This window comes from Mycobacterium kansasii ATCC 12478 (assembly GCF_000157895.3).
Taxonomy (GTDB): Bacteria; Actinomycetota; Actinomycetes; order Mycobacteriales; family Mycobacteriaceae; genus Mycobacterium; species Mycobacterium kansasii.
Map to the genome: position 1 here is coordinate 5524534 of NC_022663.1, position 23194 is coordinate 5547727.

Here is a 23194-nt window from a genome sequence, read left to right on the forward strand (position 1 = left end):
GGCCGGGCCGTAATGTGGCCGGTATGTGGTCGCGCGTCACGATGGCCGGAGTGTGCGAATGAGCCTGCTGATCGCGAACCGGGGCGAAATAGCGCTTCGAATCATCCGCACGGCAACCGAATTGGACATCCCCACGGTGGCCGTTTACGCCGCGGACGACGCCGACAGCCCACACGTGCACGCGGCCGACCAGGCAATCGCCCTGCCCGGCAACGGGATCGACGCCTACCTCGACGCTGCGGCCATCCTGGCCGCGGCCCAAGCGTCCGGCGCCGAGCTGGTCCACCCGGGCTACGGGTTCCTCAGCGAGAACCCCGAATTCGCTCGGGCCTGCACTGGCGCCGGGTACACGTTCGTGGGACCCGACGCCGAGGTGCTGGAGGTGGTCGGGAACAAGTCTGCGGCCCGCGCCGCCGCCGTCACCGCCGGGCTGCCGGTGCTGGCGGCGACCCAAGGCCCCAGCAGCCTCGGCGACATCCGGGACTTCTTCGCCGCTCAGGTCGGCGGCGCGATCATGATCAAGGCGCTTGCCGGCGGTGGTGGCCGGGGCATGCGCAAGGTGACGGGCGCCGGCCAGATCGACGATGCCTACCGTCAGTGCGCCGCGGAAGCGCAACTGGCCTTCGGCAACCCGGCGGTATTCGCCGAGGCATATCTGGGTACGGCACGGCATCTGGAGGTGCAGGTCGTCGGCCAGCCACCGCATGCGCTGGCGCTGGGCGATCGTGACTGCAGCATCCAGCGGCGTTACCAGAAGTTAGTCGAAATCGCTCCCGCCCAAGGACTTTCGGATGACCTGCGCCGTTCCTTACATCGGGCCGCAACCTTGCTCTGCGCCGGCGTCGGGCTGCGTGGGCTGGCCACCGTCGAATTCCTGGTCTCCGCTGAGGAATTCGTCTTCTTAGAGGTCAATCCGCGAATCCAGGTTGAACATACCGTCACCGAGGAGGTGACCGGGCTGGACCTGGTGGCCTTGCAGCTGGCCATCGCCGGCGGCGCGTCCTATGGCGAGCTGGGGTTGCCGGCCGGGATTTCCTGCGAGGCAACCACAGTCACGGGTGATCTCGCCGCGGCACGGGGCATCGCGATCCAGACCAGGGTCAACGCTGAAACCATGGCGGCAGCTGGGTCTGTCCTACCCGCAGCGGGCACCTTGACGGTGTTTTCACCCCCGAGCGGCCCCGGAGTCCGGGTCGACACCTACGGCCGGGTGGGGCTGTCGGTCAGTCCACGCTATGACTCGCTGCTGGCCAAGGTCATCACCCACATATCCGGGTCATCCTTCGCTGCGGCGGTGCGCAAGGCGCGCACGGCGCTGTCGGAGTTCAGCATCGAGGGCGTCGCCACCAACCTGGCGCTGCTGCAGGAACTCTTGTCGGACAACAAGGTTCAATCGGGCATCGTCAGGACGAGTTTCGTCGACGAAAAGCTGCCCGGCCTGGCTGCGGCCGCACTGTCTCACCCTCACGCCCATCGGGTGGCCGCGGTCGAGCTTTACCCGGGTGAAGAAGCGCTGCGTGCCCAACTGGCCGGCACGGTGGTGGACATCGCGCCCGAAGGTACCGAGTTGGGCGCCGACGGGCAGTTGGTGGTGCTCGAGGCGATGAAGATGCAGCATGTCCTGGCCGCTCCGGATGCGTTGCGGACGGTCCGCAATCTGGTGTCGCCCGGTCAGGTGGTCGCCACCGGCGACCCGCTGCTGGTTTTCCTCCGCACCAGCGTTATCGGTGGTGAATCATCAACTGCCACTATCGATCTGGATCGACCGCGAGCCGACCTCGACGAGGTCCGGCAGCGTCATCGGCTCACCCTGGACGAGGGTAGGGAAGCCGCGGTGGCCAAACGGCACAAGCAAGACCGGCGCACCGCACGAGAGAACATCGCCGATCTGGTCGATCCCGGCAGCTTCGTCGAATACGGTGCCCTGGCGATCGCCGCGCAGCGCAGCCGACGCTCCGAGGCGGACCTGATCGCCAACACCCCGGCCGACGGCCTGGTCGCCGGGGTGGCCACTATCGGTGCGGATCGGTTCGGCCTGGACGCCGCACAAGCGGTCGTCGTGTCGTACGACTACACCGTGCTTGCCGGGACCCAGGGCATGCGCAACCATGCCAAGACCGACCGCGTCTTCGATCTGGCCGTGCGAAACCGCTTGCCGGTGGTCCTGTTCGCCGAGGGCGGTGGGGGCCGGCCCGGCGACACCGACGTCGGTGGCCGGGCCGGGCTGGACGTGCCGACATTCCGGGTGCTGGCCGGTCTCTCCGGCCGGGTGCCGTTGGTGGCCATCGTCTCCGGTCGGTGCTTCGCCGGCAACGCCGCCCTTGCCGGGGTGTGCGACGTGATCATCGCGACCCCGGACGCCAACATCGGCATGGGCGGCCCCGCGATGATCGAAGGCGGCGGGCTCGGCGTCTATCCGCCGGAGGCGATTGGGCCGATCGAGGTACAGCGGCGCAACGGCGTGGTGAGCCTGGTCGCCCACGACGAGGCGCACGCCGTTTCGCTGGCCAAGCAATACCTGTCCTATTTCCAGGGCAGCGTGGGCGACTGGGCTGAGCCCGACCCGCGCTTGTCACGGCATGTGGTGCCGGAGAACAGATTACGCGCCTACGACGTCCACCGCGCGATCGAGTCGATCGTCGATGTCGGCTCAGTGCTGGAGTTGCGTTCCGACTACGGGGTAGGCATCGTCACCGCACTGGTCCGCGTCGGGGGTTCGGCTTACGGGCTGATCGCCAACAGCAGCCATCATCTGGGCGGCGCCATCGACGCCGAGGCGTCGGACAAGGCCGCCGACTTCCTGACGCTGTGCGAGTCGTTCCGGCTGCCGGTGATCTCGCTGTGCGATACCCCGGGATTCATGGTCGGTCCGGACTCGGAAAAGGAAGCCACGGTCCGGCGCTTCGGCCGGATGTTCATCGCCGGCGCGCGGTTGACGGTGCCGCTCGGAATGATCATCTTGCGTAAGGGCTATGGGTTGGGTGCGATGGCCATGGCCGGTGGCTCCTTCCATGCGCCCGAGTTCACGGTCGCCTGGCCCACCGGGGAGATCGGCGGCATGGGGCTGGAAGGGGCGGTGCGGCTCGGGTTCCGCAAGGAGCTGGCCGCAGCCGCGGACGAGGTTGAACGCCAAGCGCTTTTCGAGCGGCTGGTGGCCGCGGCCTACCAGCATGGGAAGGCGCTGCGCTCGGCCACCACGTTCGAACTGGACGACGTCATCGATCCTGCGGAGTCGCGGACCTGGATCAGCAGGCTGCTACGCGTGACCGAAACCGCAACCAACGCCCGGGATGCAGCCGGCGCCGCCGGGGACTCCGCCAGGTCCGGCGTTGACCCCTCCTGAGCCGCAACCGACGCCTGGAGCGCAACCGCTACCGCCCGGACCCCCGCCGGGACCGCCATTCTGGCCGCCCTGGCCGCAGTTGCCATTTTCGTCGCAGCCCCCACCGCCGGGCACGTTGACCGGAACGATTTGAGTGGAGGTCGTGGCAGTCGTGGTGGGAACCGCCGCAGAAGCCTCGGCGGAGGCCGTTGGCGCGGCGGCGATGGCGGTAGCGATAGCCCCGGCCACGACTAGTGGTTTCATGAGGTTTAGTTTCGCTAACATGCGCCTCGTATACCCGTTACGCACGTGTACAAAACGTTGCCGAGAGCTCGGCCAACCGACCACCAAAGGCATACGACGATGACCTCACTGGATCTGACCGGCCGTACCGCCATAGTCACCGGCGCCTCCAGGGGAATCGGGCTGGCGACAGCGCAGCGCCTGGCCACCGCCGGCGCCAACGTGGTGCTCACCGCCCGCAAGCAGGAGACCGCCGAGGCAGCCGCCGCCGAGGTGGGCGAGCGCGCGCTGGGCGTCGGTGCTCACGCGGTCGACGAGGAAGCGGCAAGACGCTGTGTGGACCTGGCCCTCGAGCGCTTCGGCAGCGTGGACATCCTGATCAACAACGCGGGCACCAACCCGGCGTTCGGCCCGCTGATCGAGCAGGACCACGCCCGCTTCAGCAAGATCTTCGACGTCAACCTGTGGGCCCCGTTGCTGTGGACCTCGCTCGCCGTCAAGGGATGGATGGGGGAGCACGGCGGCGTCGTCATCAACACCGCCTCGATCGGCGGAATGCACCAATCCCCGGCCATGGGGATGTACAACGCCACCAAGGCCGCCCTGATACATGTGACCAAGCAACTGGCCCTGGAACTTTCGCCGCGGGTGCGGGTCAACGCGATCTGCCCCGGCGTGGTGCGCACCCGGCTGGCCGAGGCGCTCTGGAAGGACCATGAAGACCCGCTGGCGGCCACCATCGCGCTGGGGCGCATCGGCGAACCGGTCGACGTGGCCGAAGCCGTCGGTTTCTTGGTCTCGGATGCGGCGAGCTGGATCACCGGAGAGACCATGGTGATCGACGGCGGCCTGCTGCTGGGCAACGCTCAAGGATTTCGCACCAATCCGGGTGGCGCGCGATGAACATCGGCGAGGACCTGCGAACCCGGGTGCGGTCGATGCTCGACCAGCATGACCCGGCCACCACCGAGCCGCGGGACTTTCTCGGCGCGCGGTTCGACGCGGGGCTTGCCTGGGTGCACTTTCCGGTGGGATTCGGCGGTCTGGACCTGCCGCACACGTATCAGGCGCAGGTCGACGCGCAATTGGCCGCAGCCGGAGCGCCGCCGGCCGGCGGCGGGCGAAACATCATCGGGATCGGCATGGCGGCTCCGACGATCGCGGCGTTCGGAACCGAAGACCAGAAACGTAAGTTCTTGCGCCCGTTGTTCACCGGTGAACACCTCTATTGCCAGCTGTTCAGCGAACCGGGAGCCGGATCGGATCTCGCCGGGGTTGCAACCCGTGCCGTGCGCGATGGTGATGACTGGATTGTCAACGGGCAGAAGGTTTGGACGTCGATGGCCCAGCATGCACAGCTGGCCATCCTGGTGGCACGAACCAACCCGGACGTGCCCAAACATGCTGGGCTGACGTACTTCCTGTGCGACATGAGGCAACCGGGAATCGACATCCGGCCGCTGCGCCAGATCACCGGCGAGGCGGAGTTCAACGAGGTATTCCTCACCGACGTCCGGGTGCCCGACGCGAACCGGCTCGGTCCGGAAGGCGGCGGCTGGCGCGTGGCGACCACCACCCTCAACAACGAGCGCGTCGCGATCGGCGCACGGACCGGAATCCCACGCGAAGGCGGCCACATCGGAAGGGTCACCGAAGCCTGGCGCGATCAGCCGGCGCTGCGCAATCCCGCGATGCACGACGAGATGATGCGGCTGTGGGTGGAAGCCGAAGTGCTGCGGCTCACCGGCGAACGATTGCGCCAGCAGGCCGCGACCGGTCAGCCCGGGCCGGAGGGCGCCGGTATGAAAGTGGCGTTTGCCCGTCTGGCGCAACAGATCTCGGGCTTCGAACTCGAATTGCACCCGGAGTCCGGCATGGGATACGACGACTGGACACTGCGCCGGCCGGAGACCGTCGATCTGATCGGTCGCGGGCCGGGGTATCGCTACCTGCGGGCTCGTGGCAACTCGATCGAGGGTGGCACCTCGGAGATCTTGCGCAATACCATCTCCGAGCGGGTGTTGGGCCTGCCCGGCGAACATCGGGTCGACAAGACCGTCGCCTGGAAGGACTTGCCTCGATGAGCGCCGCGGACCTGCTGTACTCCGACACCGAGGAGGCGCTGCGGGACAGCGTTCGGCAACTGTTCGCTGATCGGTGTCCACCGGAGCTGGTGGTGCGGTCCTATGATGCTCTGCCGCAAGACTTTTCGGAACTGTGGCGGACGCTGGCCGCCGATCTGGGGGTGGCCGGGCTACTGGTTCCCGAGTCGCTGGGCGGAGCAGGCGCGAGTGCCCGTGAAGTAGCGGTGGTCATGGAGGAGATCGGCCGGGCCGTCGCGCCGGTGCCGTTCCTGTCCAGCGCGGTGCTTGCCACCGTCGCGCTGTCGTTATCCGGCGAGACCGAAACGCTCTCGGGTCTGGCCAATGGTGCCGTCACCGCGGCGCTGGTGGTGCCTCTGTCCACCGCGCCGGGTGATCCGGTCACCGGTGTGAGCAATGGCGCCGACGGACTGACCGGACGGATCACCAGCGTGGCGGGCGCCCGGGAAGCCGATGTGCTGGTGGTGCCGGTCGCCGGGCCCGACGGGGTGGAGCTGCATACCGTCGCGCGCGACGCGGCCGGTGTCGAGGTCTCGCCTATATTGACCTTCGACATGACCAGACCGCTTGCTGACGTGCAGTTTTCGGGTGCCGCGTCGTCGCGGATCGGTACCGGGCCGGCCCACGCGGCACTGGCCGAGGCGCTGCAGACCGCAGCGGCGCTGCTCGCCTCCGAGCAGCTGGGGGTTGCGCGGTGGTGCTTTGACACCACACTGGCCTACACCAAGGAGCGTAAGCAGTTCGGCCGGGCCATCGGTTCCTACCAGGCGATCAAACACCGGCTGGCGGACTTGTGGTTCGAGGTCGGTTCGGCGACGGCAGCGGCCCGCTATGCCGCCGACACGTGTGCCCGGGGCGATGCAGATGCCGCTATTGCGGCGGCTCTTGCGCAGGCCCACTGCAGCGGGGTCGCGGTGCACGTCGCCGAGCAATGTGTGCAGCTGCACGGTGGAATCGGAATGACCTGGGAGTATCCCGCGCACCTGTACCTGAAGCGGGCCAAGAGCGACCAGTTGGCCCTCGGCACCGCCTACCGGCACCGCGCTCGACTGGCCACGTTGGTCAACCTGCCGCTCACCTGACTTCGACGAGGATCGGGCGAGCAGACACAGAATCGCATGAGGCCCCAACGATTTGGGGGATTCTCTGTCTGCTCGCCGGATCAGCGCGGTAGGGCCGCAGCGAAGACGTCCCTCATCGCCGTCCAGTGCCGCTGCGCGCAAGCCTCGTCGTAGGGCGGGTTGTCCGGGACGGCAAACCCGTGAGCGGCCGGATACCACTCGATGGTGTGCTCGACACCCGCCGCGGTCAGAGCTTTGTCGAGCTGTTCGGCGTGGTCAGCGGTGAACGACGGGTCGTTCTTCGCGCCGCCCACATAGACCGTGGCCCGCATCCGCTCGGCCAGCAGATGCGGGCTGTCTGCGCTGTCGGTGACCAAGCCGCCGCCGTGAAACGACGCCGCGGCGGCGACCCGGTCCCCAAGGCGACCGGCGACCACCAGCGAGATCCGTCCACCCATGCAGTAGCCGCACACACCGAAGCGCTGGCCCCTCACCTCCGGGCGGCCGGACAGGTAGTCGAAGAACGCGCCGGAGTCGCGGGTAACCCGGTCCGGGGTCAAGGTGCCAATCATGAACATGATCCGCGCCCGCTCCTTCGCGTCGCCGAACGCGGTCGCCATATCGAATGCGGCCCATGCGCCCTCGCGGTAGTACACGTCGGGCAGCAGCACCGCGTAGCCGTTGCCCGCCAGCTTGGCAGCCATCTGGTAGAAGGTTTCCCGCACACCGCCGGCGTCGGGATACATGACGACACCGGGCCACGGGCCTTCGGCACCATCAGGGGTGAACAGGTGGACGGGGCAACTGCCGTCGGGCGTGGTGACGGTATCGGTGAGTTTCGGCATGGCCTCCGTTGTACTCCTGCGGCCTCGCCGCGTGCTGATTGGCGTCGACCCGCCGCGCCCCGCTTCGCGGGGCTTGCGATCGCCGCTGGATTGATTGGCGTCGACCCGCCGCGCCCCGCTTCGCGGGGCTTGCGATCGCCGCTGGATTGATTGGCGTCGACCCGCCGCGCCCCGCTTCGCGGGGCTTGCGATCGCCGCTGGATTGATTGGCGTCGACCCGCCGCGCCCCGCTTCGCGGGGCTTGCGATCGCCGCTGGATTGATTGGCGTCGACCCGCCGCGCCCCGCTTCGCGGGGCTTGCGATCGCCGCTGGATTGATTGGCGTCGACCCGCCGCGCCCCGCTTCGCGGGGCTTGCGATCGCCGCTGGATTGATTGGCGTCGACCCGCCGCGCCCCGCTTCGCGGGGCTTGCGATCGCCGCTGGATTGATTGGCGTCGACCCGCCGCGCCCCGCTTCGCGGGGCTTGCGATCGCCGCTGGATTGATTGGCGTCGACCCGCCGCGCCCCGCTTCGCGGGGCTTGCGATCGCCGCTGGATTGATTGGCGTCGACCCGCCGCGCCCCGCTTCGCGGGGCTTGCGATCGCCGCTGGATTGATTGGCGTCGACCCGCCGCGCCCCGCTTCGCGGGGCTTGCGATCGCCGCTGGATTGATTGGCGTCGACCCGCCGCGCCCCGCTTCGCGGGGCTTGCGATCGCCGCTAAGCTGGCCGCGTGGTGCCCATTGCGACTCCCTATGAGGACCTGCTGCGCCTGGTGCTCGAAACGGGTTCGGCCAAATCCGACCGTACCGGCACCGGCACCCGGAGCCTGTTCGGCCAGCAGATCAGGTATGACCTGTCCGCCGGCTTCCCGCTGCTCACCACCAAGAAAGTCCATTTCAAGTCGGTGGCCTACGAGTTGCTGTGGTTCTTACGCGGCGACTCCAACATCGGCTGGCTACACCAGCATGGAGTCACCATCTGGGACGAATGGGCAAGCGAGACAGGTGATCTCGGACCTATCTATGGCGTGCAATGGCGGTCCTGGCCGGCCCCTTCGGGTGAACACATCGACCAGATCAGTGCCGCTCTGAATTTGCTGCGCACCGATCCCGATTCCCGGCGGATCATCGTGTCGGCCTGGAACGTCGGCGATATCCCGCAGATGGCGTTGCCGCCGTGTCACGCGTTCTTCCAGTTCTACGTCGCCGACGGCCGGTTGAGCTGCCAGCTCTACCAGCGCAGCGCCGACCTCTTTCTCGGCGTGCCCTTCAACATCGCCAGTTACGCGTTGCTCACCCACATGATGGCCGCACAGTCCGACCTGGACGTCGGCGAATTCATCTGGACCGGCGGTGATTGCCACATTTACGACAACCACGTCGAACAGGTCCGCCAACAATTGCGCCGTGAGCCCCGACCGTACCCGAAACTAGTGCTGGTACAAAGGGATTCGATCTTCGACTACGCCTATGAGGACATCCACGTCGAGAACTACCACCCGCACCCGGCGATCAAAGCCCCCGTAGCCGTATGACTGCAGTGGGCCTGATCTGGGCTCAGTCAACGTCGGGTGTCATCGGCCGCGGTGGTGACATTCCCTGGCGCGTGCCCGAAGACCTAAGCCACTTCAAACGGATCACCATGGGCCACACGGTGGTGATGGGCCGGCGGACCTGGGACTCGCTACCGGCCAGTGCCCGGCCGCTGCCGGGCCGGCGAAATGTGGTGCTGAGCCGCCAGCCTGGCTTCGTGGCGGAAGGTGCCGAGGTGGTCGGTTCGCTCGAGGACGCCCTCACCGGACCGGAGGACACCTGGGTGATCGGCGGGGAGCAGATCTACACCCTGGCCCTGCCGCGCGCCATCAGGTGCGAGGTGACCGAGGTCGACGTCGACCTACCTCGCGACGACGACGACGCCCTGGCTCCGCCGCTCGACGAGACGTGGCAAGGCGACGTAGGGGAGTGGCAGGTCAGCCGGTCGGGATTGCGCTACCGCTTCCACAGCTATTACCGGTGATGAGCACCTTGACTGCCGCGCAGGCCCGCCGGGTGGCGGTCGCGGCACAAGGCTTCGCCGAGCCCAAACCGGCCGGCCCGATCACTCACGCCCACCTCAAGCGGCTGATCTCCCGGATCCAAGTGCTGCAACTGGATTCGGTGTCGGTGGCCGTGCGGGCACACTACGCACCGGTGTTCAGCCGGCTCGGCTCCTACGACCGCGACGTGCTGGACCGCGCCGCATGGGGCCCGCGCTCGTCGCGGTTGCTGGTCGAGTATTGGGCACACGAAGCCGCGCTGATGGCCGTCGACGACTGGCCCTTGCTGCGCTGGCGGATGCGGCAGTACCGGCATGGACGCTGGGGTATTCATATCGTCAAGGCCAACCCGCAGCTGGCCGATGAAATCATCGCGGCGGTCGCCGAACTCGGACCCAGCACCGCCGGTCAGATCGAAGCGCACCTGGCCGCCGAGCCCCGCATGCGAAAAGGAACCTGGTGGAATCGCAGCGACACCAAGTGGGTCGCCGAGGCGCTGTTCGCCTCGGGCGTGCTGACGACAGCCACCCGCGTCGGGTTCGCCCGCCACTACGACCTGGTCGAGCGAGTGCTGCCGGCAGAGGTGCTGGCACGAGAGGTCGACGACGACGAAGCCGTACGCCAACTGACGCTGCGAGCGGCTACCGCGCTGGGCGTGAGCACCGAAGCCGACATCCGCGACTATTTCCGGATGACCGCCCAACAGATCAAGCCGGCGATCGCCGACCTGGTGGCCACCGGTGAAATCGAGCGGGTGAGCGTCGAAGGCTGGCCGGCGCCGGCCTACCTGCGGTCCGGCCAGACGGTGCCGCGCCGCGACCGCGGCACCGCGCTGCTGTGTCCGTTCGACCCGTTGATCTTCTTCCGGCCAAGAGTCAAGCGGCTGTTCGGTTTTCACTACCGCATCGAGATCTACACCCCGGCGCCGAAACGCCAGTACGGCTACTACGTGTGGCCGCTGCTGCTGGACGGACAGCTGGTCGCGCGGGTGGACCTCAAAGCCGACCGCGCCGCCGATGCATTGCGCGTGGTGGGGGCGTTCAGTGAACCCGACTCGCCGCGGACGCGGACGCGGGTCGCCACGGCGCTGGCCGGCGAACTGGCGTCGATGGCATCCTGGCTGGGGTTGGCCGGTGTCGGCGTGTCCGGGCGCGGGGACCTGGCGGGGCAGCTTCGCACCGCGGCCAAACAGGCCGGCTGATGAGCGCCGAACACGTGAAATTGGGCGATCATCTCGATTTCGCCCACGGACGTGCTTTGCCGACGCGGCTGTCAGACGGCGGCTTTCCGGTCTGTGGCGCCAACGGGATCATCGGTTATGCGGACCAACCCAATGCCCGGGGGCCGCTGATCGTCATCGGCCGGGTTGGTTCATATTGCGGGAGCGTGCATTACCACGATGGCGATGTGTGGGTCACCGACAACGCACTCGCCTGCCGCGCCAAGCGCCCCGAGGAAACTCGTTACTGGTATTACGCCCTGCGGGGTTGCGGACTCAATCGGTATCGCGCCGGATCGGGCCAGCCGTTGCTCAGCCAGACCATCCTGCGCGACGTTTCCACGCGTGCTGCCGCCGCGCCTGACCGTTCCCGGATTGGGGAAGTGCTCGGAGCATTGGACGACAAGATCGCCGCCAACAAGCGCGTTATCGAAGCTGCCGAGGCGTTGATGCTGGCGATCGTCCACAATATTTCTGATCGGGTGCCGCTTTCGACCCTGGCGAGAAAGTCAACGGCGAGTCGCAATCCCCAGGAGTTCGACGGCAGCGTCGCTTATTACAGCTTTCCCGCGTTCGACGACGGCGCCCAGCCCACCGTCGTCAATAGCCGAACGATCAAGAGCGTCAAGTTCGTTTTGACGCGGCCGTGCGTATTGTTTTCGAAGCTGAATCCGAGGATCCCGCGAATCTGGAATGTCATCAGCCTCCCGGTGGAAATGGCGCTGACGAGCACGGAATTCGTCGTGCTGCATCCTGTTGGAGTCGATACGTCGGCGTTGTGGTCGGCATTGCGACAATCTGATGTCGGGGCCAGGCTCCGGCGTCGGGTGGCGGGCGTGACGGGAAGCCGCCAACGAATCCAACCGGCTGAACTTCTGCACGAACAGGTGCGCGATGTGCGGCGATTGACCGCCGCACAGGCGACAGCGATATCGGGCCTGGGTGCTCTGTGCCATGTCCGACGCGTCGAATCGGCGCAGTTGGCGGCGGGCCGCGACGCGCTGCTTCCGCTCTTGGTGTGCGGCGACGTCAATGTCACAGATGCCGCGCGGATGCCGCACCCGCCGGAATTAAGGTACTAATCGGCCGGCGGTGGCCTGGCATTGCGGCGAAACGTCGAGATGGAGGAACCCAGGGATGCCTCCCGGGAAGAAGCAGGAACCGTCGACGCTCAAGGAACTCCAGGACACGCTCTGGAAATCCGCCGACAAGCTGCGGGGGTCGATAGGGGCGAGCCAATACAAAGACGTGATCCTTGGCCTGCTGTTCCTCAAGTACTTGTCAGACGCGGATACCGAGCAGCGCATCGCAATCGGGGCGACGTTGTCCGCCGGCGGCACGGACCGCGGTGCGTTCACAGTCCCGCCGAACGCCCGCTGGGAGCTCCTGGCGGCACACGCCGAAGGCAAGTCGGTGGTCGCCGGTGAACCAGCGAAAAGCATCGGTGCGCTCATCGACGACGCGATGGACGCCGTGATGCAAGCTAATCCGGCGCTTGCCGTAAGCCTGCCTCGGATGTACAACCGGGACAACATCGACCAGCGCCGGCTCGGTGAGCTGGTCGGACTGTTCAGCACGGCACGTTTCAGCCGCCAGGGTGAGCATCGCGCGCGGGACCTGATGGGCGAGGTGTACGAGTACTTCGTCGGCAATTTCGCTCGCGCGGAGGGAAAGAGGGGAGGGGAGTTCTTCACTCCCGCGAGCGTGGTCAAGGTGATCGTGGAAGTGCTGGAGCCGTCACGCGGTCGGGTCTATGACCCGTGCTGCGGCTCCGGCGGCATGTTCGTGCAGGCCGAGAAGTTTGCTTACGAGCACAGTGGCGACGTGAACGATATTTGCATCTACGGCCAGGAGAGCGTCGAGGAGACCTGGCGAATGGCGAAGATGAACCTCGCCGTCCACGGTATCGACAACAAGGGCCTCAGGTGGGGTGACACGTTCGTCTGCGACCAGCATGCGGGCGTCCGGATGGACTACGTGATGGCCAATCCGCCGTTCAACATCAAAGACTGGGCGCGTGACGAGAAAGACCCCCGGTGGCGTTTCGGCGTTCCGCCCGCCAACAACGCGAATTACGCGTGGATTCAGCACATCTTGTCCAAGCTTGCACCGGGCGGCAGGGCCGGGGTGGTGATGGCGAACGGCTCGATGTCGTCGAACTCGAACGGCGAGGGCATAATCCGCGCCCATATCGTGGACGCAGATCTGGTTTCGTGCATGGTCGCACTGCCGGCTCAGCTGTTTCGCAGCACCGGGATTCCGGTCTGTCTGTGGTTTTTCGCCATGGATAAGAAAGCGGGTTGTCAAGGCGCGATCGACCGCTCCGGCCAGGTGCTGTTCATCGACGCGCGTGAATTCGGCCATCTGGTCGACAGAACCGAGCGGGCATTGGCCGCCGAAGAGATCACGCTTATCGGCGATACCTACCACGCGTGGCGCGGAACGCGTTCGGCTGGCTCGAAAAGCATTGCTTACCAAGATGTTTGCGGATTCTGCAAATCTGTGATGCTGGCGGAGATCAGGGCGGCCAACTATGCGCTCACCCCGGGCCGCTACGTGGACGCACCCGAAACCGAGTGCGACGGTGAGCCGATCGGCGGCGATATCACGCGGTTGACCGAGGACCTGTTGACAGCGCTCGACGAGTCGGCGCGTCTGGAGACGGTGTTGCGCAAGCAGTTGAAGCGGCTCGATGCGTGAGTGAGTTCGTCGCCGTGGTCAACGGTTTGTGAAGCGGGCGAGATCCCGCCGCGGTATCCGGGCTCCATAAAGCCGGCCGTGATAATCGGCGGTTATCTATCAAGCGAAAACAAGTCTTGGACAGCGAGATCCGCATCGCGAAGAGTTTTCGGTGTCATGAATCACTTCGGCCGCAGAGATCAGAGGTTGCTGTTGGTTGTCGCTTACATCGGCGATCACGGTGGTTGAGCTGACAGGAGTTGCGCACTGATGGGGCTACTCACTCAGTTCCGGAGTTTCAATTACCCCAGTCGTGTGCTGATGATCAACCAATTCGGCGTCAACATCGGCTCCTTCATGCTGATGCCGTACTTGGTGGGGTATTTGACCGGGCCACTCGGGTTGCCTACGTGGGCCGTGGGTTTGTTGATGGGTGTCCGTACCTTGTCCAACCAGGGCATGTTTTTGGTGGGTGGCACGTGGGCGGACCGACTTGGCTACAAGCCGCCGATCGCGGCCGGTTGCTTGCTGCAGACCGTCGCGTACACCATGTTGGCCGTCGCGCATTCGTTACCGATGTTGGTGATCGCCGCCGCCGGAACGGGTATCGCCGGCGCGCTGTTCACCCCCGCGGTGCGCGCCTATCTTGCCGCTGACTCCGGTGACCGCGGGGTTGAGGCGTTCGCGCTGTACAGCGTCTTCTACCAGTCGGGAGCCTTGTTGGGTCCGTTGGTGGGATTTGCGCTGCTGACGATGAATTTCAGGATCGTCGTCCTCGGCGCCGCGGGTGTCTTCGCCGCGCTTACTGTCGCGCAGCTGCTGGCGCTGCCCCACCACCGTGCCGATCCGCGCGAGTTGGGCCCCCAGTTGGGCATTGTTAAGCGTTCCATCCTGCAGGACTGGCGCATGATCGTGAGCAACCGGTCCTTCGTCTGGTTTGCCGCCTGTATGACCGGCCGCTACCTGCTGACTTTCCAGATATACCTCGCGCTTCCGATTCAGGCCTCGGCCTTGGCTCCGCATCAGCAATCACTCTTGGTAGCAGCCATGTTCGCGGTATCGGGTCTGCTGTCGGTCGTCGGCCAACAACACATCACCCGCTGGCTGGCCTCCCGTTGGGGGGCTCAACGGAGCCTATTCGTCGGGGCGGTGGTGATGGCTGCATCGTTCGTGCCGCTCGCGCTCGTTCCCACCGCCCACGAGCTGGGTACCGCGGCCGCCGTGGCGGCGTTGTTGATGTCGACGTTGCTGCTGTCCATCGCTTCGACGGTGATGTTTCCGTTCGAGATGCGTGCCGTCGTCGTACTCTCCGGTGAACGGCTGGTGGCGACCCACTACGGGTTCTATAGCACCATCATTGGGCTTGGAGTCCTCGTCGGCAATCTCGGTATCGGATCACTGATGAGCGCCGCACGTCGTTTCAACGCGCACGAACTTCCTTGGACCGTAATGGTTCTCGTCGGCATGGTCGCTGCTTTTGGATTGCGCCGGCTAAACCACCGTACCCGTGGATCGATTGCGCAAACCGCCCCATTGCGGCAGAAGTCGTCGCGTTACCTGCAGCGGGAATTGTCGATTGCCGCAAGTGCGGACGGCGGCGGATCGCAAGCCCCGCAGAGAAGCGAGTGGGCTGGTCAATCTCGCACAACTGTCACGACCGGTCGATGAATTTGCGCGTGACGTGAAAGGAATTTTGCATTGAAGTTGAAGCAGAAATTGGCCAAATTCTGCCTCGCGGGCGCGCTGGGTATCGCTGCGCTCGGCATTGGCGTCGTGGCTCACGCCGATCCGCCGCCATCGGAACCGGCAACGCCATCGGAACCGGCAACGCCAACACCGTCGCTGCCAGATGCACCCCCGACATCAGACTCGCCGCCGCCGCAATCGTGGCCACCGTGCGGAATGGGCGGTCAGTGTTCGCCGCGGTGTTGGCCGCCATGGGAACCGCCACCGGCACCGGGTGAACCGACTCCCACCTTCCCGGAACCGTGGCCACCCTTCGGCTTGGGTGGTACCAGGTTTTCGCCATGCCCGGCGCCCCCGCCTCCGCCCCCGGGCCAACCGTACCCATCGCCGCCTCCCGCACCGCCGGCATGGCCACCATGCGGCACCGGCGGTGAGTGTTTTCCGGGCGGATTGCCACCTGGCTGGTACTAAGAGGTGACCCGTAATGGTCATGCGGTCTGCTGGGATGTCCCGGATCGCCCCGCTAGGGTGAGCGCCGTGGCCCAAACCGCCCCGCTACGCGTGCACCTGATCGCCAAGACCGAGTTCTTGACGCCGCCCGACGTGCCGTGGACCACCGACGCCGACGGCGGCTCGGCGCTGGTGGAGTTTGCCGGCCGGGCGTGTTACCAGAGCTGGTCCAAGCCCAACCCCAGAACTGCGACCAACGCCGGCTACCTCAAGCACATCATCGACGTCGGTCATTTCTCGGTGCTCGAGCACGCGAGCGTGTCCTTCTACATCACCGGGATTTCGCGGTCGTGCACCCATGAGCTGATCCGGCACCGCCACTTCTCTTATTCGCAGCTGTCGCAGCGCTACGTGCCGGAAGGTGACTCGCAGGTCGTCGTGCCCCCGGGAATGGAGGACGACCCCGAACTGCAGCAGATCCTGACCGCCGCCGCCGACGCCGGCCGCGCCACCTACACCGAGTTGCTGACCAAGCTGGAGGCCAAGTTCGCCGACCAGCCCAACGCCGTGCTGCGGCGCAAACAGGCACGCCAGGCCGCCCGTGCCGTGCTGCCCAACGCCACCGAGACCCGCATCGTTGTCACCGGCAACTACCGGGCGTGGCGGCACTTCATCGCCATGCGGGCCAGCGAGCACGCCGATGTGGAGATCCGGCGGCTGGCCATCGAGTGCCTGCGTCAACTCGCCGACAGCGCACCCGCGGTGTTCGCCGACTTCGAGGTCACAACCCTGGCCGACGGCAGCGAGGTGGCGACGAGTCCGTTAGCCACAGAAGCCTGAGCTTCGGCCCGGCACGCGCGCTGACGCTGCTGCCAAAAAGCTTGGCGGCGCCAGGTAACCTTGGACAACGTGAGCACCGTCGGATTCGACGTCCCAGCGCGCTTGGGGACACTGCTGACCGCGATGGTGACACCATTCGGCGCCGATGGGTCCCTGGACACCGCCGCCGCGGCGCGTCTGGCGAATCGCCTGGTGGACCAGGGATGCGATGGCCTGGTGGTTTCGGGCACCACCGGTGAGTCGCCGACGACCACCGACGACGAGAAGCTCGGGTTGCTGCGTGCGGTCCTGGAGGCGGTGGGTGACCGGGCCCGGGTGATCGCCGGCGCCGGCACCTACGACACCGCGCACAGCGTCCGGCTGGCCAAGTCCTGCGCTGCCGAAGGTGCGCACGGGCTGCTGGTGGTCACCCCGTACTACTCGAAGCCGCCGCAGAGCGGATTGCTGGCACACTTCACCGCCGTTGCCGACGCGACCGATCTGCCGGTGCTGCTCTACGACATCCCGGGCAGGTCCGGCGTACCGATCGAGCCCGAAACCATCCGTGCGCTGGCGTCGCACCCCAACATCGTCGGGGTCAAAGACGCCAAAGCCGACCTGCCCAGCGGCGCCCAGATCATCGCCGACACCGGACTGGCCTATTACTCCGGCGACGACGCGCTCAACCTGCCTTGGCTGGCAATGGGCGCCATCGGGTTCATCAGCGTGATCGGTCATCTGGCGGCAGGGCAGCTTCGCGAGTTGCTTTCGGCCTTCCAGTCGGGCGACATCGCCACCGCTCGCAAGATCAACGTCGCGGTAAGCCCCTTGTGCAAGGCTATGAGCCGTCTGGGCGGCGTCACCATGGCCAAAGCGGGCCTGCGGCTGCAGGGCATCGACGTCGGAGACCCCCGGCTGCCGCAGATGCCCGCAACACCGGAGCAGATCGACATGTTAGCCGCCGACATGCGTGCAGTTTCGGTGCTTCGGTGAGTCATAGGGCGAGCCACCCGTGAACGAAGACCTTCCGCCGCCAGCTCCGTTGGCCGCGGGCGGACTACGGGTCACCGCGCTCGGCGGCGTCGGCGAAATCGGCCGCAACATGACGGTTTTCGAGCATCTGGGCCGGCTGCTGATCATCGACTGCGGGGTGCTGTTCCCCACCCATGACGAGCCGGGTGTCGACTTGATCTTGCCCGATCTGCGTCATATCGAAGACCGCCTCGACGACATCGAGGCGCTGGTGTTGACGCACGCGCACGAGGACCACATCGGGGCCATTCCCTTCCTGCTCAAGCTGCGTCCCGACATTCCCGTCGTCGGCTCCAGGTTCACCCTGGCGCTGGTCGCCGCCAAATGCCGTGAGCATCGGATCAAGCCGGTGTTCGTCGAGGTGGCCGAGGGGCAGAGCAGCAGACACGGAGTCTTCGAGTGCGAATATTTCGCGGTCAACCACTCCATCCCCGACGCACTGGCCATCGCGGTCTATACGGGTGCGGGCACCGTCCTGCACACCGGCGACATCAAGCTCGACCAACTGCCGCTCGACGGACGTCCCACCGACCTGCCCGGCATGTCCCGGCTCGGCGACGCCGGCGTGGACCTGTTCTTGTGCGACTCCACCAACGCCGAGATCCCCGGTGTCGGACCATCGGAAAGCGAAGTGGGCCCCACGCTGCACCGGTTGATCCGGGGCGCCGAGGGCCGGGTCATCGTGGCATGCTTTGCCTCCAATGTGGACCGGGTTCAGCAAATCATCGACGCCGCAGTGGCTTTGGGCCGGCGAGTGTCATTCGTGGGCCGGTCGATGGTGCGCAACATGGGCATCGCAAGGGAATTGGGTTTCCTGCGGGTGGCGGATTCCGACTTGATCGACATCGCCGCCGCGGAGATGATGCCGGCCGAACAGGTGGTGCTGATCACCACCGGCACGCAGGGCGAACCGATGTCGGCGTTGTCTCGGATGTCGCGCGGCGAACATCGCCGTATCACTCTGACTTCGGGTGATCTCATCGTGTTGTCGTCGTCGCTGATCCCCGGAAACGAGGAGGCGGTCTACGGCGTCATCGACGAGCTCTCCAAGATCGGAGCTCGCGTTGTCACCAATGCCCAAGCGCGGGTGCATGTTTCCGGACACGCATACAGCGGCGAGCTGCTGTTTCTGTACAACGGGGTACGGCCGCGCCACGTGATGCCGGTACACGGGACTTGGCGAATGCTGCGCGCCAACGCCAAGCTCGCGGCCGGCACCGGAGTTCCGGAAGAGTCGATCTTGTTGGCCGAGAACGGGGTCAGCGTCGATCTGGTTGGCGGCAGAGCATCGATCGCCGGTGCCGTGCCGGTCGGAAAGATGTTCGTCGACGGGCTGATCACCGGCGACGTCGGCGAAATCACCCTGGGTGAACGGCTGATCCTGTCGTCGGGTTTTGTCGCGGTGACCGTGGTGGTCAAGCGTGGCACCGGGCGCCCGGTGGCGGCGCCGCATCTGTATTCGCGCGGCTTTTCCGAAGATCCCAAGGCGCTGGAACCCGCCGTGCGCAAGGTCGAAGCGGAGCTGGAATCGCTGGTCGCCGCCAACGTCACCGATCCCACCCGGATCGCGCAGGGCGTGCGTCGCACGGTCGGCAAGTGGGTGGGCGAAACCTACCGCCGCCAGCCGATGATCGTGCCCACGGTGATCGAGGTCTGACCCTCGAACCTCGTCGTAGCGGGCCATTCGAGCGCCCAACTGCCCGGGCTTACCCAGGCGCAGTCGATCGAGGAGCAGGCAAATGCACCCGTCGCCCCGCCGATGCCTGCACGATGATGTGGCGACGGGTTCCACGACGCCCGACGTCGATTGGCGTTTCCCGCTCGCCTGCCCTACTATGCGGCAGAAGGAAAAAGCTACAATGACTACTGTTGCTAGGGGTAACGGTAGTGGCTCCCGGCTTGATGACTTTGTGCCGGAAGACTTTTCCAGTTCACGTCCTATTTTCGTGCCGTAGTTCAATGCCGAGGAGAGATATGTCCCGCAACACCGTCTGCCATGAGTCACTCTTCCAGCAAGTGGAAACCGCGTATGCGAGCCCCGTCTTCGTGGTTGAGGTCATCGGTTAGCAGGAACGCCGTCGGTTAGCGGCCGGCAGCTACCGCCTTCATTGCATGGCGTACGGGGAAGCATGCACTCGCTACGTCCCGTGTCCGATTCCGGAGTGCGGCAAGGGGAATCGATCTGCCGGCGTTGGCGGCGGCGCATGACGTCAGATGAAATGCTGTGCCGCTAGACAATCGACTCGCGTTCAATGATCAAGCGAGGTTTCTCGCACTGCGCGCGACCGGTCTGGCACCGGTGGCTCAGTGGGTGTGGGTTTACCAGCGCCAGGTAGACCTGGATGGTCTGAGGCGTTTTCAGCGCAATCTCGGCCACGGGTTGTTGGGACGGCGGATCGAGCGTTCTCCGCTGCCATTTGCCCGGCATCGGTGGATCTCACCGGGGGTCTCGCCGGACATCGATATCGCCGGGCACTCCCGTCCGCGTGCGGAGTTGATCGACTGGGCCGATGAACGGGCGCATCTGCCTGTCGATCCGGAATGGGGCCCCGGCTGGCATCTCGGCGTGCAATCGTTTTCCGACGGCTCGACGGGCGTCAGCCTGGTGGCTTCGCACTGCTTGGTCGACGGGGTCGGCGGCGGTCTCGCGATTGCCGATGCGATCGAAGGCAACGTGCGCGATCTCGGCTACCCGCCGCCGCGTTCAGGTACTCGACTGGTTACAGCGCTGTCCGATGCCCGCCAAACCGTGCAGGGCTTACCCGAAGCTGCCCGGGCACTGGTGGCGGCGACGAAGCCTGCCCGGCGTCGCAAGCGAAATATTGCCCCGTCCGTGTTATCGCGGCCGCTCGTCATCGGTGCCGGCACGGGTGACGTTGTTGCGGTACCGGCTATCGTCATCTTTGTTGATCTTGACGATTGGGATCACCGGGCGAAAGCTCTTGGTGGCACGAGTAACTCGCTGTTCACAGCGTTCGCCGCGAAACTTGCCGAGCGGGTGGGATGTCGGCGTGCCGACGACGGCCGGATCCGGGTGGGTATCACCGTCAATGACCGCTCCGAGGGCGACCTGCGTGCGAACGCATTCTCGCTTGCCAACGTCGATGTCGACCCGAGTGGCCTCACAACGGATTTGTCCGGTGTACGGACGAGCATCAAACACGCTCTCGCCGCGTTGCCGGAGGCAGTTGCCGAGTCGGCGCAGCTGCAACCGTTGATCCCGTTGACGCCCGAGTGGCTGGCAAAACGAATGACCGGCACATTGTTGGCGACTCCGGCAGTGGGCTGCTCCTACCTTGGCGACATCGACCCGATGATTGGCCGGCCCGACGGCAGCGATGCGGATTCATTATTCGTGCGAGGGGTCACGCAGCACGTGACCCGACAAATCGTCGAGCAGGTGCGTGGCATGACCGCCGTGTCGGGCGGCCGCATCGGCGACAAGGTTTCTATCGCCGTCCTCGTCTACGAACTCGACCTAAATGCCAAGTCTGACCTACGTGAGCTGGCCGCAGAAACGCTGACGGAGTTCGGTCTGAGCGTCGCGATCGTCTAACGGCCGGCTCTGTTGCTGACGAGGCAGATGTCTAGATCTTCTCCGCATACGCCGACCACTCGATCTGCGAGGCCTTGAGTTTGCGGCCGGTGGGCTCGACATAGCGCTGGACGAGTTCATCAGGCCCGGCCTGTTCCACCAGCCGCCAACCGTACTCGGCGAGAAAATCGGCCACCTGCTCGGGCAGTAAGCCGAAATGCCACAGCTGACGTCGCTGCCGGACGGCGCGATACAGCGTCCGGGTGCCGTACCGGTTACTCCCGTCGATGAAGTCGCGGCGCACGTAGGTGAACACCAAGCGACTACCCGGTGCGGTGGCCCGAAGTCCGTCCAACGTGCGCCGGACGGCGCGTTCGGTGAGGTATTGGGTGACACCTTCGCAGATGAAGAAGACCCGGTAGTCGGTGCGATATCCGTGCTCGGCCAGCGCGGTGAGCAAATCGTCGCGCTCGAAATCCAAGGCTACCAACCGGACTGAGAGCGGCAACTCGCCCAGCACCCGCCGGACCGTCTTGGCCTTGCGAGCGATGTTGACCGGCAGGTCCACTTCGAAGACCGGGATGCGAACCTGGCGGGTCAATCGATAGGCGCGCGTGTCCAATCCGGCGCCCAGGATGACGACCGCGTCGATGTCGTCGAGCGCCGCGGCGAGTTTGTCGCCGATGAATCGCTTGCGGCACACCAGGTTCGCCCACAGCCCGCGGCCCGACCACTCCGACCCCGCGATGAACAGGCGCCGCAGTGTCGTCGGCCGGGTGGCGCTGACGAGCCAGCGCAGCGGCCTGGGCAAGAACAGTTCCGCGAGGTCGTCATCCACCAGCCGGTGCTCGGGTGGCTCGTTTTGTTCGACGGCCGATAAGACCATGGGGCCGAATGCAGTCTGTGCAGCGGGATTTCGGGCCATCAGCTACCTCTTGTTCACACAACCCGCGTCGACCGGCAACGCCACGCCGGTGATGTATCGGGCTTCGTCGGACACCAGCCATGCCACGGCATTGGCGACGTCCTCTGCCTGCAGAATCTTTACCGGCAACGCGTTGCCCGCGCCCGACGCCGAGCCGGTCTGAGCGGCCATGTCGGCAAGCCACTGCGCGGTGAACTCGTTGTCGATCATCGGGGTGCCGACCGCCGACGGATGCACGGAGTTAACTCGAATATTATGGGGAGCAAGCAAATTGGCGTATAGCCGCATCAACCCCACCAGTCCGTGTTTGGCGGCGGTATAGCCGATGGAGCCGGCATCGGCGCTGCCGAAGCCGGCCAGTCCCGCCGCCGAACTGATCAGCACGATCGAGCCCCCAGCCCCTTGGGAGATCATGGCGGGTATCGCGACATCCACGGTGTGGTAGACACCGGTGAGGTTGACGTCGATGACGTCGCGCCAGCCGTCGGCGCCCGACTGCATCGGGGCGATCCCGGCATTGGCGACGACGATATCGACCCGGCCGAACTCGTCGAGACCCGCCCGTAGCGCGGCGGCCAGCGACGCACGATCGCGGACGTCAGCTCGTTGTGCCACGATGCGCGCGCCGGTCTCCTCGACGAGTTTGACGGTGTGTGCCAGGTCGTCGGCGGTGCCCAGCGGGTAGGGCACGCTGGCGATCTGCTCGCACAGATCGATCGCGATCACGTTTGCGCCGTCGGCCGCCAGCTGAATCGCGTGGGCGCGACCCTGACCGCGCGCGGCTCCGGTGACGAAGGCGACCCGGCCGCTCAGCGGCCCCTGTGACGACCGTGCCATCAGGGCCGAAGCTGCCCTTTGCCCGGATCGCCCGCCGGGATGGGCTGCAACATCTTGATGTCGGGGGCACCGACCAAGTGGTCACCGGCCGCCTGGAACATCTTGGCCACCGCGGGAGCGGTGCTGTGGACTTTGAGCGCGTCGGCGTCGGCCCATTGCTCGACGAAGACGAATGTCGCACCCGTTTGGTGCAGGGAGTACAGCTCGCAGCCGGGTTCGCCGTGCACCTCTTCGACCGCGGTGGTCAAGATGTCGCGGACGGTGTCGACCGACTCGGGCTTGACGGTCAGCGTGGCGACGACGACGACGGGCATGCTGGGGCCTCCTGGGAACTGTGGCGGATTATCGGCGGCGTGACGCGGCATGACCGCGGATGACCATTGTCACCTCTGGCCACCCTACTCACGCCCGCCGGTCACA

General features: G+C 66.0%; 19 protein-coding genes. 14 read left to right on the forward strand and 5 right to left on the reverse strand.

What is annotated here, in order from left to right:
- Nucleotides 1-58: 58 nt before the first annotated feature.
- A complete protein-coding gene (locus MKAN_RS23915; RefSeq protein ID WP_023372490.1) occupies nucleotides 59-3343 on the forward strand; it encodes an acetyl-CoA carboxylase family protein in 3285 nt (1094 codons plus the stop codon).
- On the opposite strand, the gene MKAN_RS32240 is transcribed toward MKAN_RS23915, so the two are convergent.
- The gene (locus tag MKAN_RS32240) at nucleotides 3257-3586 is read right to left on the reverse strand and encodes a PE-PGRS family protein (protein WP_080674142.1); all 330 of its coding nucleotides are present in this window, start codon (nucleotides 3584-3586) and stop codon (nucleotides 3257-3259) included. The genes MKAN_RS23915 and MKAN_RS32240 overlap by 87 nt on opposite strands.
- Before the next feature lie 99 nt (nucleotides 3587-3685).
- Here MKAN_RS32240 and MKAN_RS23920 point away from each other — a divergent pair, with 99 nt between their 5' ends.
- The 3 genes from MKAN_RS23920 to MKAN_RS23930 are packed head-to-tail and all read left to right on the forward strand — an operon-like array spanning nucleotide 3686 to nucleotide 6749.
- Nucleotides 3686-4468, forward strand: a complete 783-nt coding sequence (locus MKAN_RS23920; protein WP_023372492.1) for an SDR family oxidoreductase — start codon at nucleotides 3686-3688, stop codon at nucleotides 4466-4468.
- Nucleotides 4465-5649: an acyl-CoA dehydrogenase family protein gene (locus tag MKAN_RS23925; RefSeq protein WP_023372494.1), complete on the forward strand. Its 1185-nt coding sequence runs from the start codon at nucleotides 4465-4467 to the stop codon at nucleotides 5647-5649. The genes MKAN_RS23920 and MKAN_RS23925 overlap by 4 nt, the downstream gene beginning before the upstream one ends.
- Complete coding sequence (locus MKAN_RS23930) at nucleotides 5646-6749, forward strand: acyl-CoA dehydrogenase family protein (RefSeq protein WP_023372496.1); 1104 nt, start codon at nucleotides 5646-5648, stop codon at nucleotides 6747-6749. Before MKAN_RS23925 ends, MKAN_RS23930 begins: the two co-directional genes overlap by 4 nt.
- 80 nt (nucleotides 6750-6829) lie before the next feature.
- On the opposite strand, the gene MKAN_RS23935 is transcribed toward MKAN_RS23930, so the two are convergent.
- Entirely contained in the window at nucleotides 6830-7573 is a 744-nt protein-coding gene (locus tag MKAN_RS23935) for a dienelactone hydrolase family protein (RefSeq protein WP_023372498.1), read from the reverse strand.
- A gap of 717 nt (nucleotides 7574-8290) precedes the next feature.
- Between MKAN_RS23935 and MKAN_RS23940 the strand changes: the two genes are divergently transcribed.
- The 10 genes from MKAN_RS23940 to MKAN_RS23990 all read left to right on the forward strand — a co-directional run bounded on the left by MKAN_RS23940 (nucleotide 8291) and on the right by MKAN_RS23990 (nucleotide 21033).
- On the forward strand, nucleotides 8291-9091 hold the full coding sequence (locus tag MKAN_RS23940) for a thymidylate synthase (protein ID WP_036392057.1): 801 nt from the start codon (nucleotides 8291-8293) through the stop codon (nucleotides 9089-9091).
- Nucleotides 9088-9573 carry a dihydrofolate reductase gene (locus MKAN_RS23945; protein ID WP_023372502.1) on the forward strand — a complete coding sequence of 162 codons (486 nt, stop codon included), beginning with the start codon at nucleotides 9088-9090 and terminating at the stop codon, nucleotides 9571-9573. The genes MKAN_RS23940 and MKAN_RS23945 overlap by 4 nt, the downstream gene beginning before the upstream one ends.
- Nucleotides 9573-10793 (forward strand): winged helix-turn-helix domain-containing protein, encoded by a 1221-nt coding sequence (locus tag MKAN_RS23950; RefSeq protein WP_023372504.1) that lies wholly within the window; start codon nucleotides 9573-9575, stop codon nucleotides 10791-10793. The genes MKAN_RS23945 and MKAN_RS23950 overlap by 1 nt, the downstream gene beginning before the upstream one ends.
- Nucleotides 10793-11893 carry a restriction endonuclease subunit S gene (locus MKAN_RS23955; RefSeq protein WP_023372506.1) on the forward strand — a complete coding sequence of 367 codons (1101 nt, stop codon included), beginning with the start codon at nucleotides 10793-10795 and terminating at the stop codon, nucleotides 11891-11893. Before MKAN_RS23950 ends, MKAN_RS23955 begins: the two co-directional genes overlap by 1 nt.
- 55 nt (nucleotides 11894-11948) lie before the next feature.
- On the forward strand, nucleotides 11949-13511 hold the full coding sequence (locus tag MKAN_RS23960; RefSeq protein WP_023372508.1) for a class I SAM-dependent DNA methyltransferase: 1563 nt from the start codon (nucleotides 11949-11951) through the stop codon (nucleotides 13509-13511).
- Between the two features lie 249 nt (nucleotides 13512-13760).
- A complete protein-coding gene (locus MKAN_RS23965) occupies nucleotides 13761-15158 on the forward strand; it encodes an MFS transporter (RefSeq protein WP_023372510.1) in 1398 nt (465 codons plus the stop codon).
- Nucleotides 15159-15713: 555 nt separating this feature from the next.
- Nucleotides 15714-16466: an FAD-dependent thymidylate synthase gene (gene thyX / locus MKAN_RS23975; protein ID WP_023372514.1), complete on the forward strand. Its 753-nt coding sequence runs from the start codon at nucleotides 15714-15716 to the stop codon at nucleotides 16464-16466.
- Nucleotides 16467-16535: 69 nt separating this feature from the next.
- Nucleotides 16536-17438 (forward strand): 4-hydroxy-tetrahydrodipicolinate synthase, encoded by a 903-nt coding sequence (dapA, locus tag MKAN_RS23980; protein ID WP_036392065.1) that lies wholly within the window; start codon nucleotides 16536-16538, stop codon nucleotides 17436-17438.
- A 19-nt stretch (nucleotides 17439-17457) separates the two neighbouring features.
- Nucleotides 17458-19134, forward strand: coding sequence for a ribonuclease J (locus MKAN_RS23985; protein WP_023372518.1), 1677 nt, complete (start codon nucleotides 17458-17460; stop codon nucleotides 19132-19134).
- 642 nt (nucleotides 19135-19776) lie between these two features.
- A complete protein-coding gene (locus tag MKAN_RS23990) occupies nucleotides 19777-21033 on the forward strand; it encodes a WS/DGAT/MGAT family O-acyltransferase (RefSeq protein ID WP_306769721.1) in 1257 nt (418 codons plus the stop codon).
- A 31-nt stretch (nucleotides 21034-21064) separates the two neighbouring features.
- Here the strand turns inward: MKAN_RS23990 and MKAN_RS23995 are convergent, their stop codons facing one another.
- Genes MKAN_RS23995 through MKAN_RS24005 form a run of 3 tightly spaced genes read right to left on the reverse strand, consistent with a single transcriptional unit; the run spans nucleotide 21065 to nucleotide 23088 of the window.
- A complete protein-coding gene (locus MKAN_RS23995) occupies nucleotides 21065-21937 on the reverse strand; it encodes an SAM-dependent methyltransferase (protein WP_023372522.1) in 873 nt (290 codons plus the stop codon).
- Nucleotides 21938-21940: 3 nt separating this feature from the next.
- On the reverse strand, nucleotides 21941-22774 hold the full coding sequence (locus tag MKAN_RS24000; protein WP_023372524.1) for a mycofactocin-coupled SDR family oxidoreductase: 834 nt from the start codon (nucleotides 22772-22774) through the stop codon (nucleotides 21941-21943).
- Nucleotides 22774-23088, reverse strand: coding sequence for a putative quinol monooxygenase (locus MKAN_RS24005; RefSeq protein WP_023372526.1), 315 nt, complete (start codon nucleotides 23086-23088; stop codon nucleotides 22774-22776). Before MKAN_RS24005 ends, MKAN_RS24000 begins: the two co-directional genes overlap by 1 nt.
- Nucleotides 23089-23194: the final 106 nt, after the last annotated feature.

Coding starts and splice junctions, on each gene's coding strand:
- MKAN_RS23915 (WP_023372490.1), top strand. CDS start 59: ATGAGCCTGCTGATCGCGAACCGGGGCGAAATAGCGCTTCGAATCATC.
- MKAN_RS32240 (WP_080674142.1), bottom strand. CDS start 3,586: ATGAAACCACTAGTCGTGGCCGGGGCTATCGCTACCGCCATCGCCGCC.
- MKAN_RS23920 (WP_023372492.1), top strand. CDS start 3,686: ATGACCTCACTGGATCTGACCGGCCGTACCGCCATAGTCACCGGCGCC.
- MKAN_RS23925 (WP_023372494.1), top strand. CDS start 4,465: ATGAACATCGGCGAGGACCTGCGAACCCGGGTGCGGTCGATGCTCGAC.
- MKAN_RS23930 (WP_023372496.1), top strand. CDS start 5,646: ATGAGCGCCGCGGACCTGCTGTACTCCGACACCGAGGAGGCGCTGCGG.
- MKAN_RS23935 (WP_023372498.1), bottom strand. CDS start 7,573: ATGCCGAAACTCACCGATACCGTCACCACGCCCGACGGCAGTTGCCCC.
- MKAN_RS23945 (WP_023372502.1), top strand. CDS start 9,088: ATGACTGCAGTGGGCCTGATCTGGGCTCAGTCAACGTCGGGTGTCATC.
- MKAN_RS23950 (WP_023372504.1), top strand. CDS start 9,573: ATGAGCACCTTGACTGCCGCGCAGGCCCGCCGGGTGGCGGTCGCGGCA.
- MKAN_RS23955 (WP_023372506.1), top strand. CDS start 10,793: ATGAGCGCCGAACACGTGAAATTGGGCGATCATCTCGATTTCGCCCAC.
- MKAN_RS23960 (WP_023372508.1), top strand. CDS start 11,949: ATGCCTCCCGGGAAGAAGCAGGAACCGTCGACGCTCAAGGAACTCCAG.
- MKAN_RS23965 (WP_023372510.1), top strand. CDS start 13,761: ATGGGGCTACTCACTCAGTTCCGGAGTTTCAATTACCCCAGTCGTGTG.
- MKAN_RS23995 (WP_023372522.1), bottom strand. CDS start 21,937: ATGGCCCGAAATCCCGCTGCACAGACTGCATTCGGCCCCATGGTCTTA.
- MKAN_RS24000 (WP_023372524.1), bottom strand. CDS start 22,774: ATGGCACGGTCGTCACAGGGGCCGCTGAGCGGCCGGGTCGCCTTCGTC.
- MKAN_RS24005 (WP_023372526.1), bottom strand. CDS start 23,088: ATGCCCGTCGTCGTCGTCGCCACGCTGACCGTCAAGCCCGAGTCGGTC.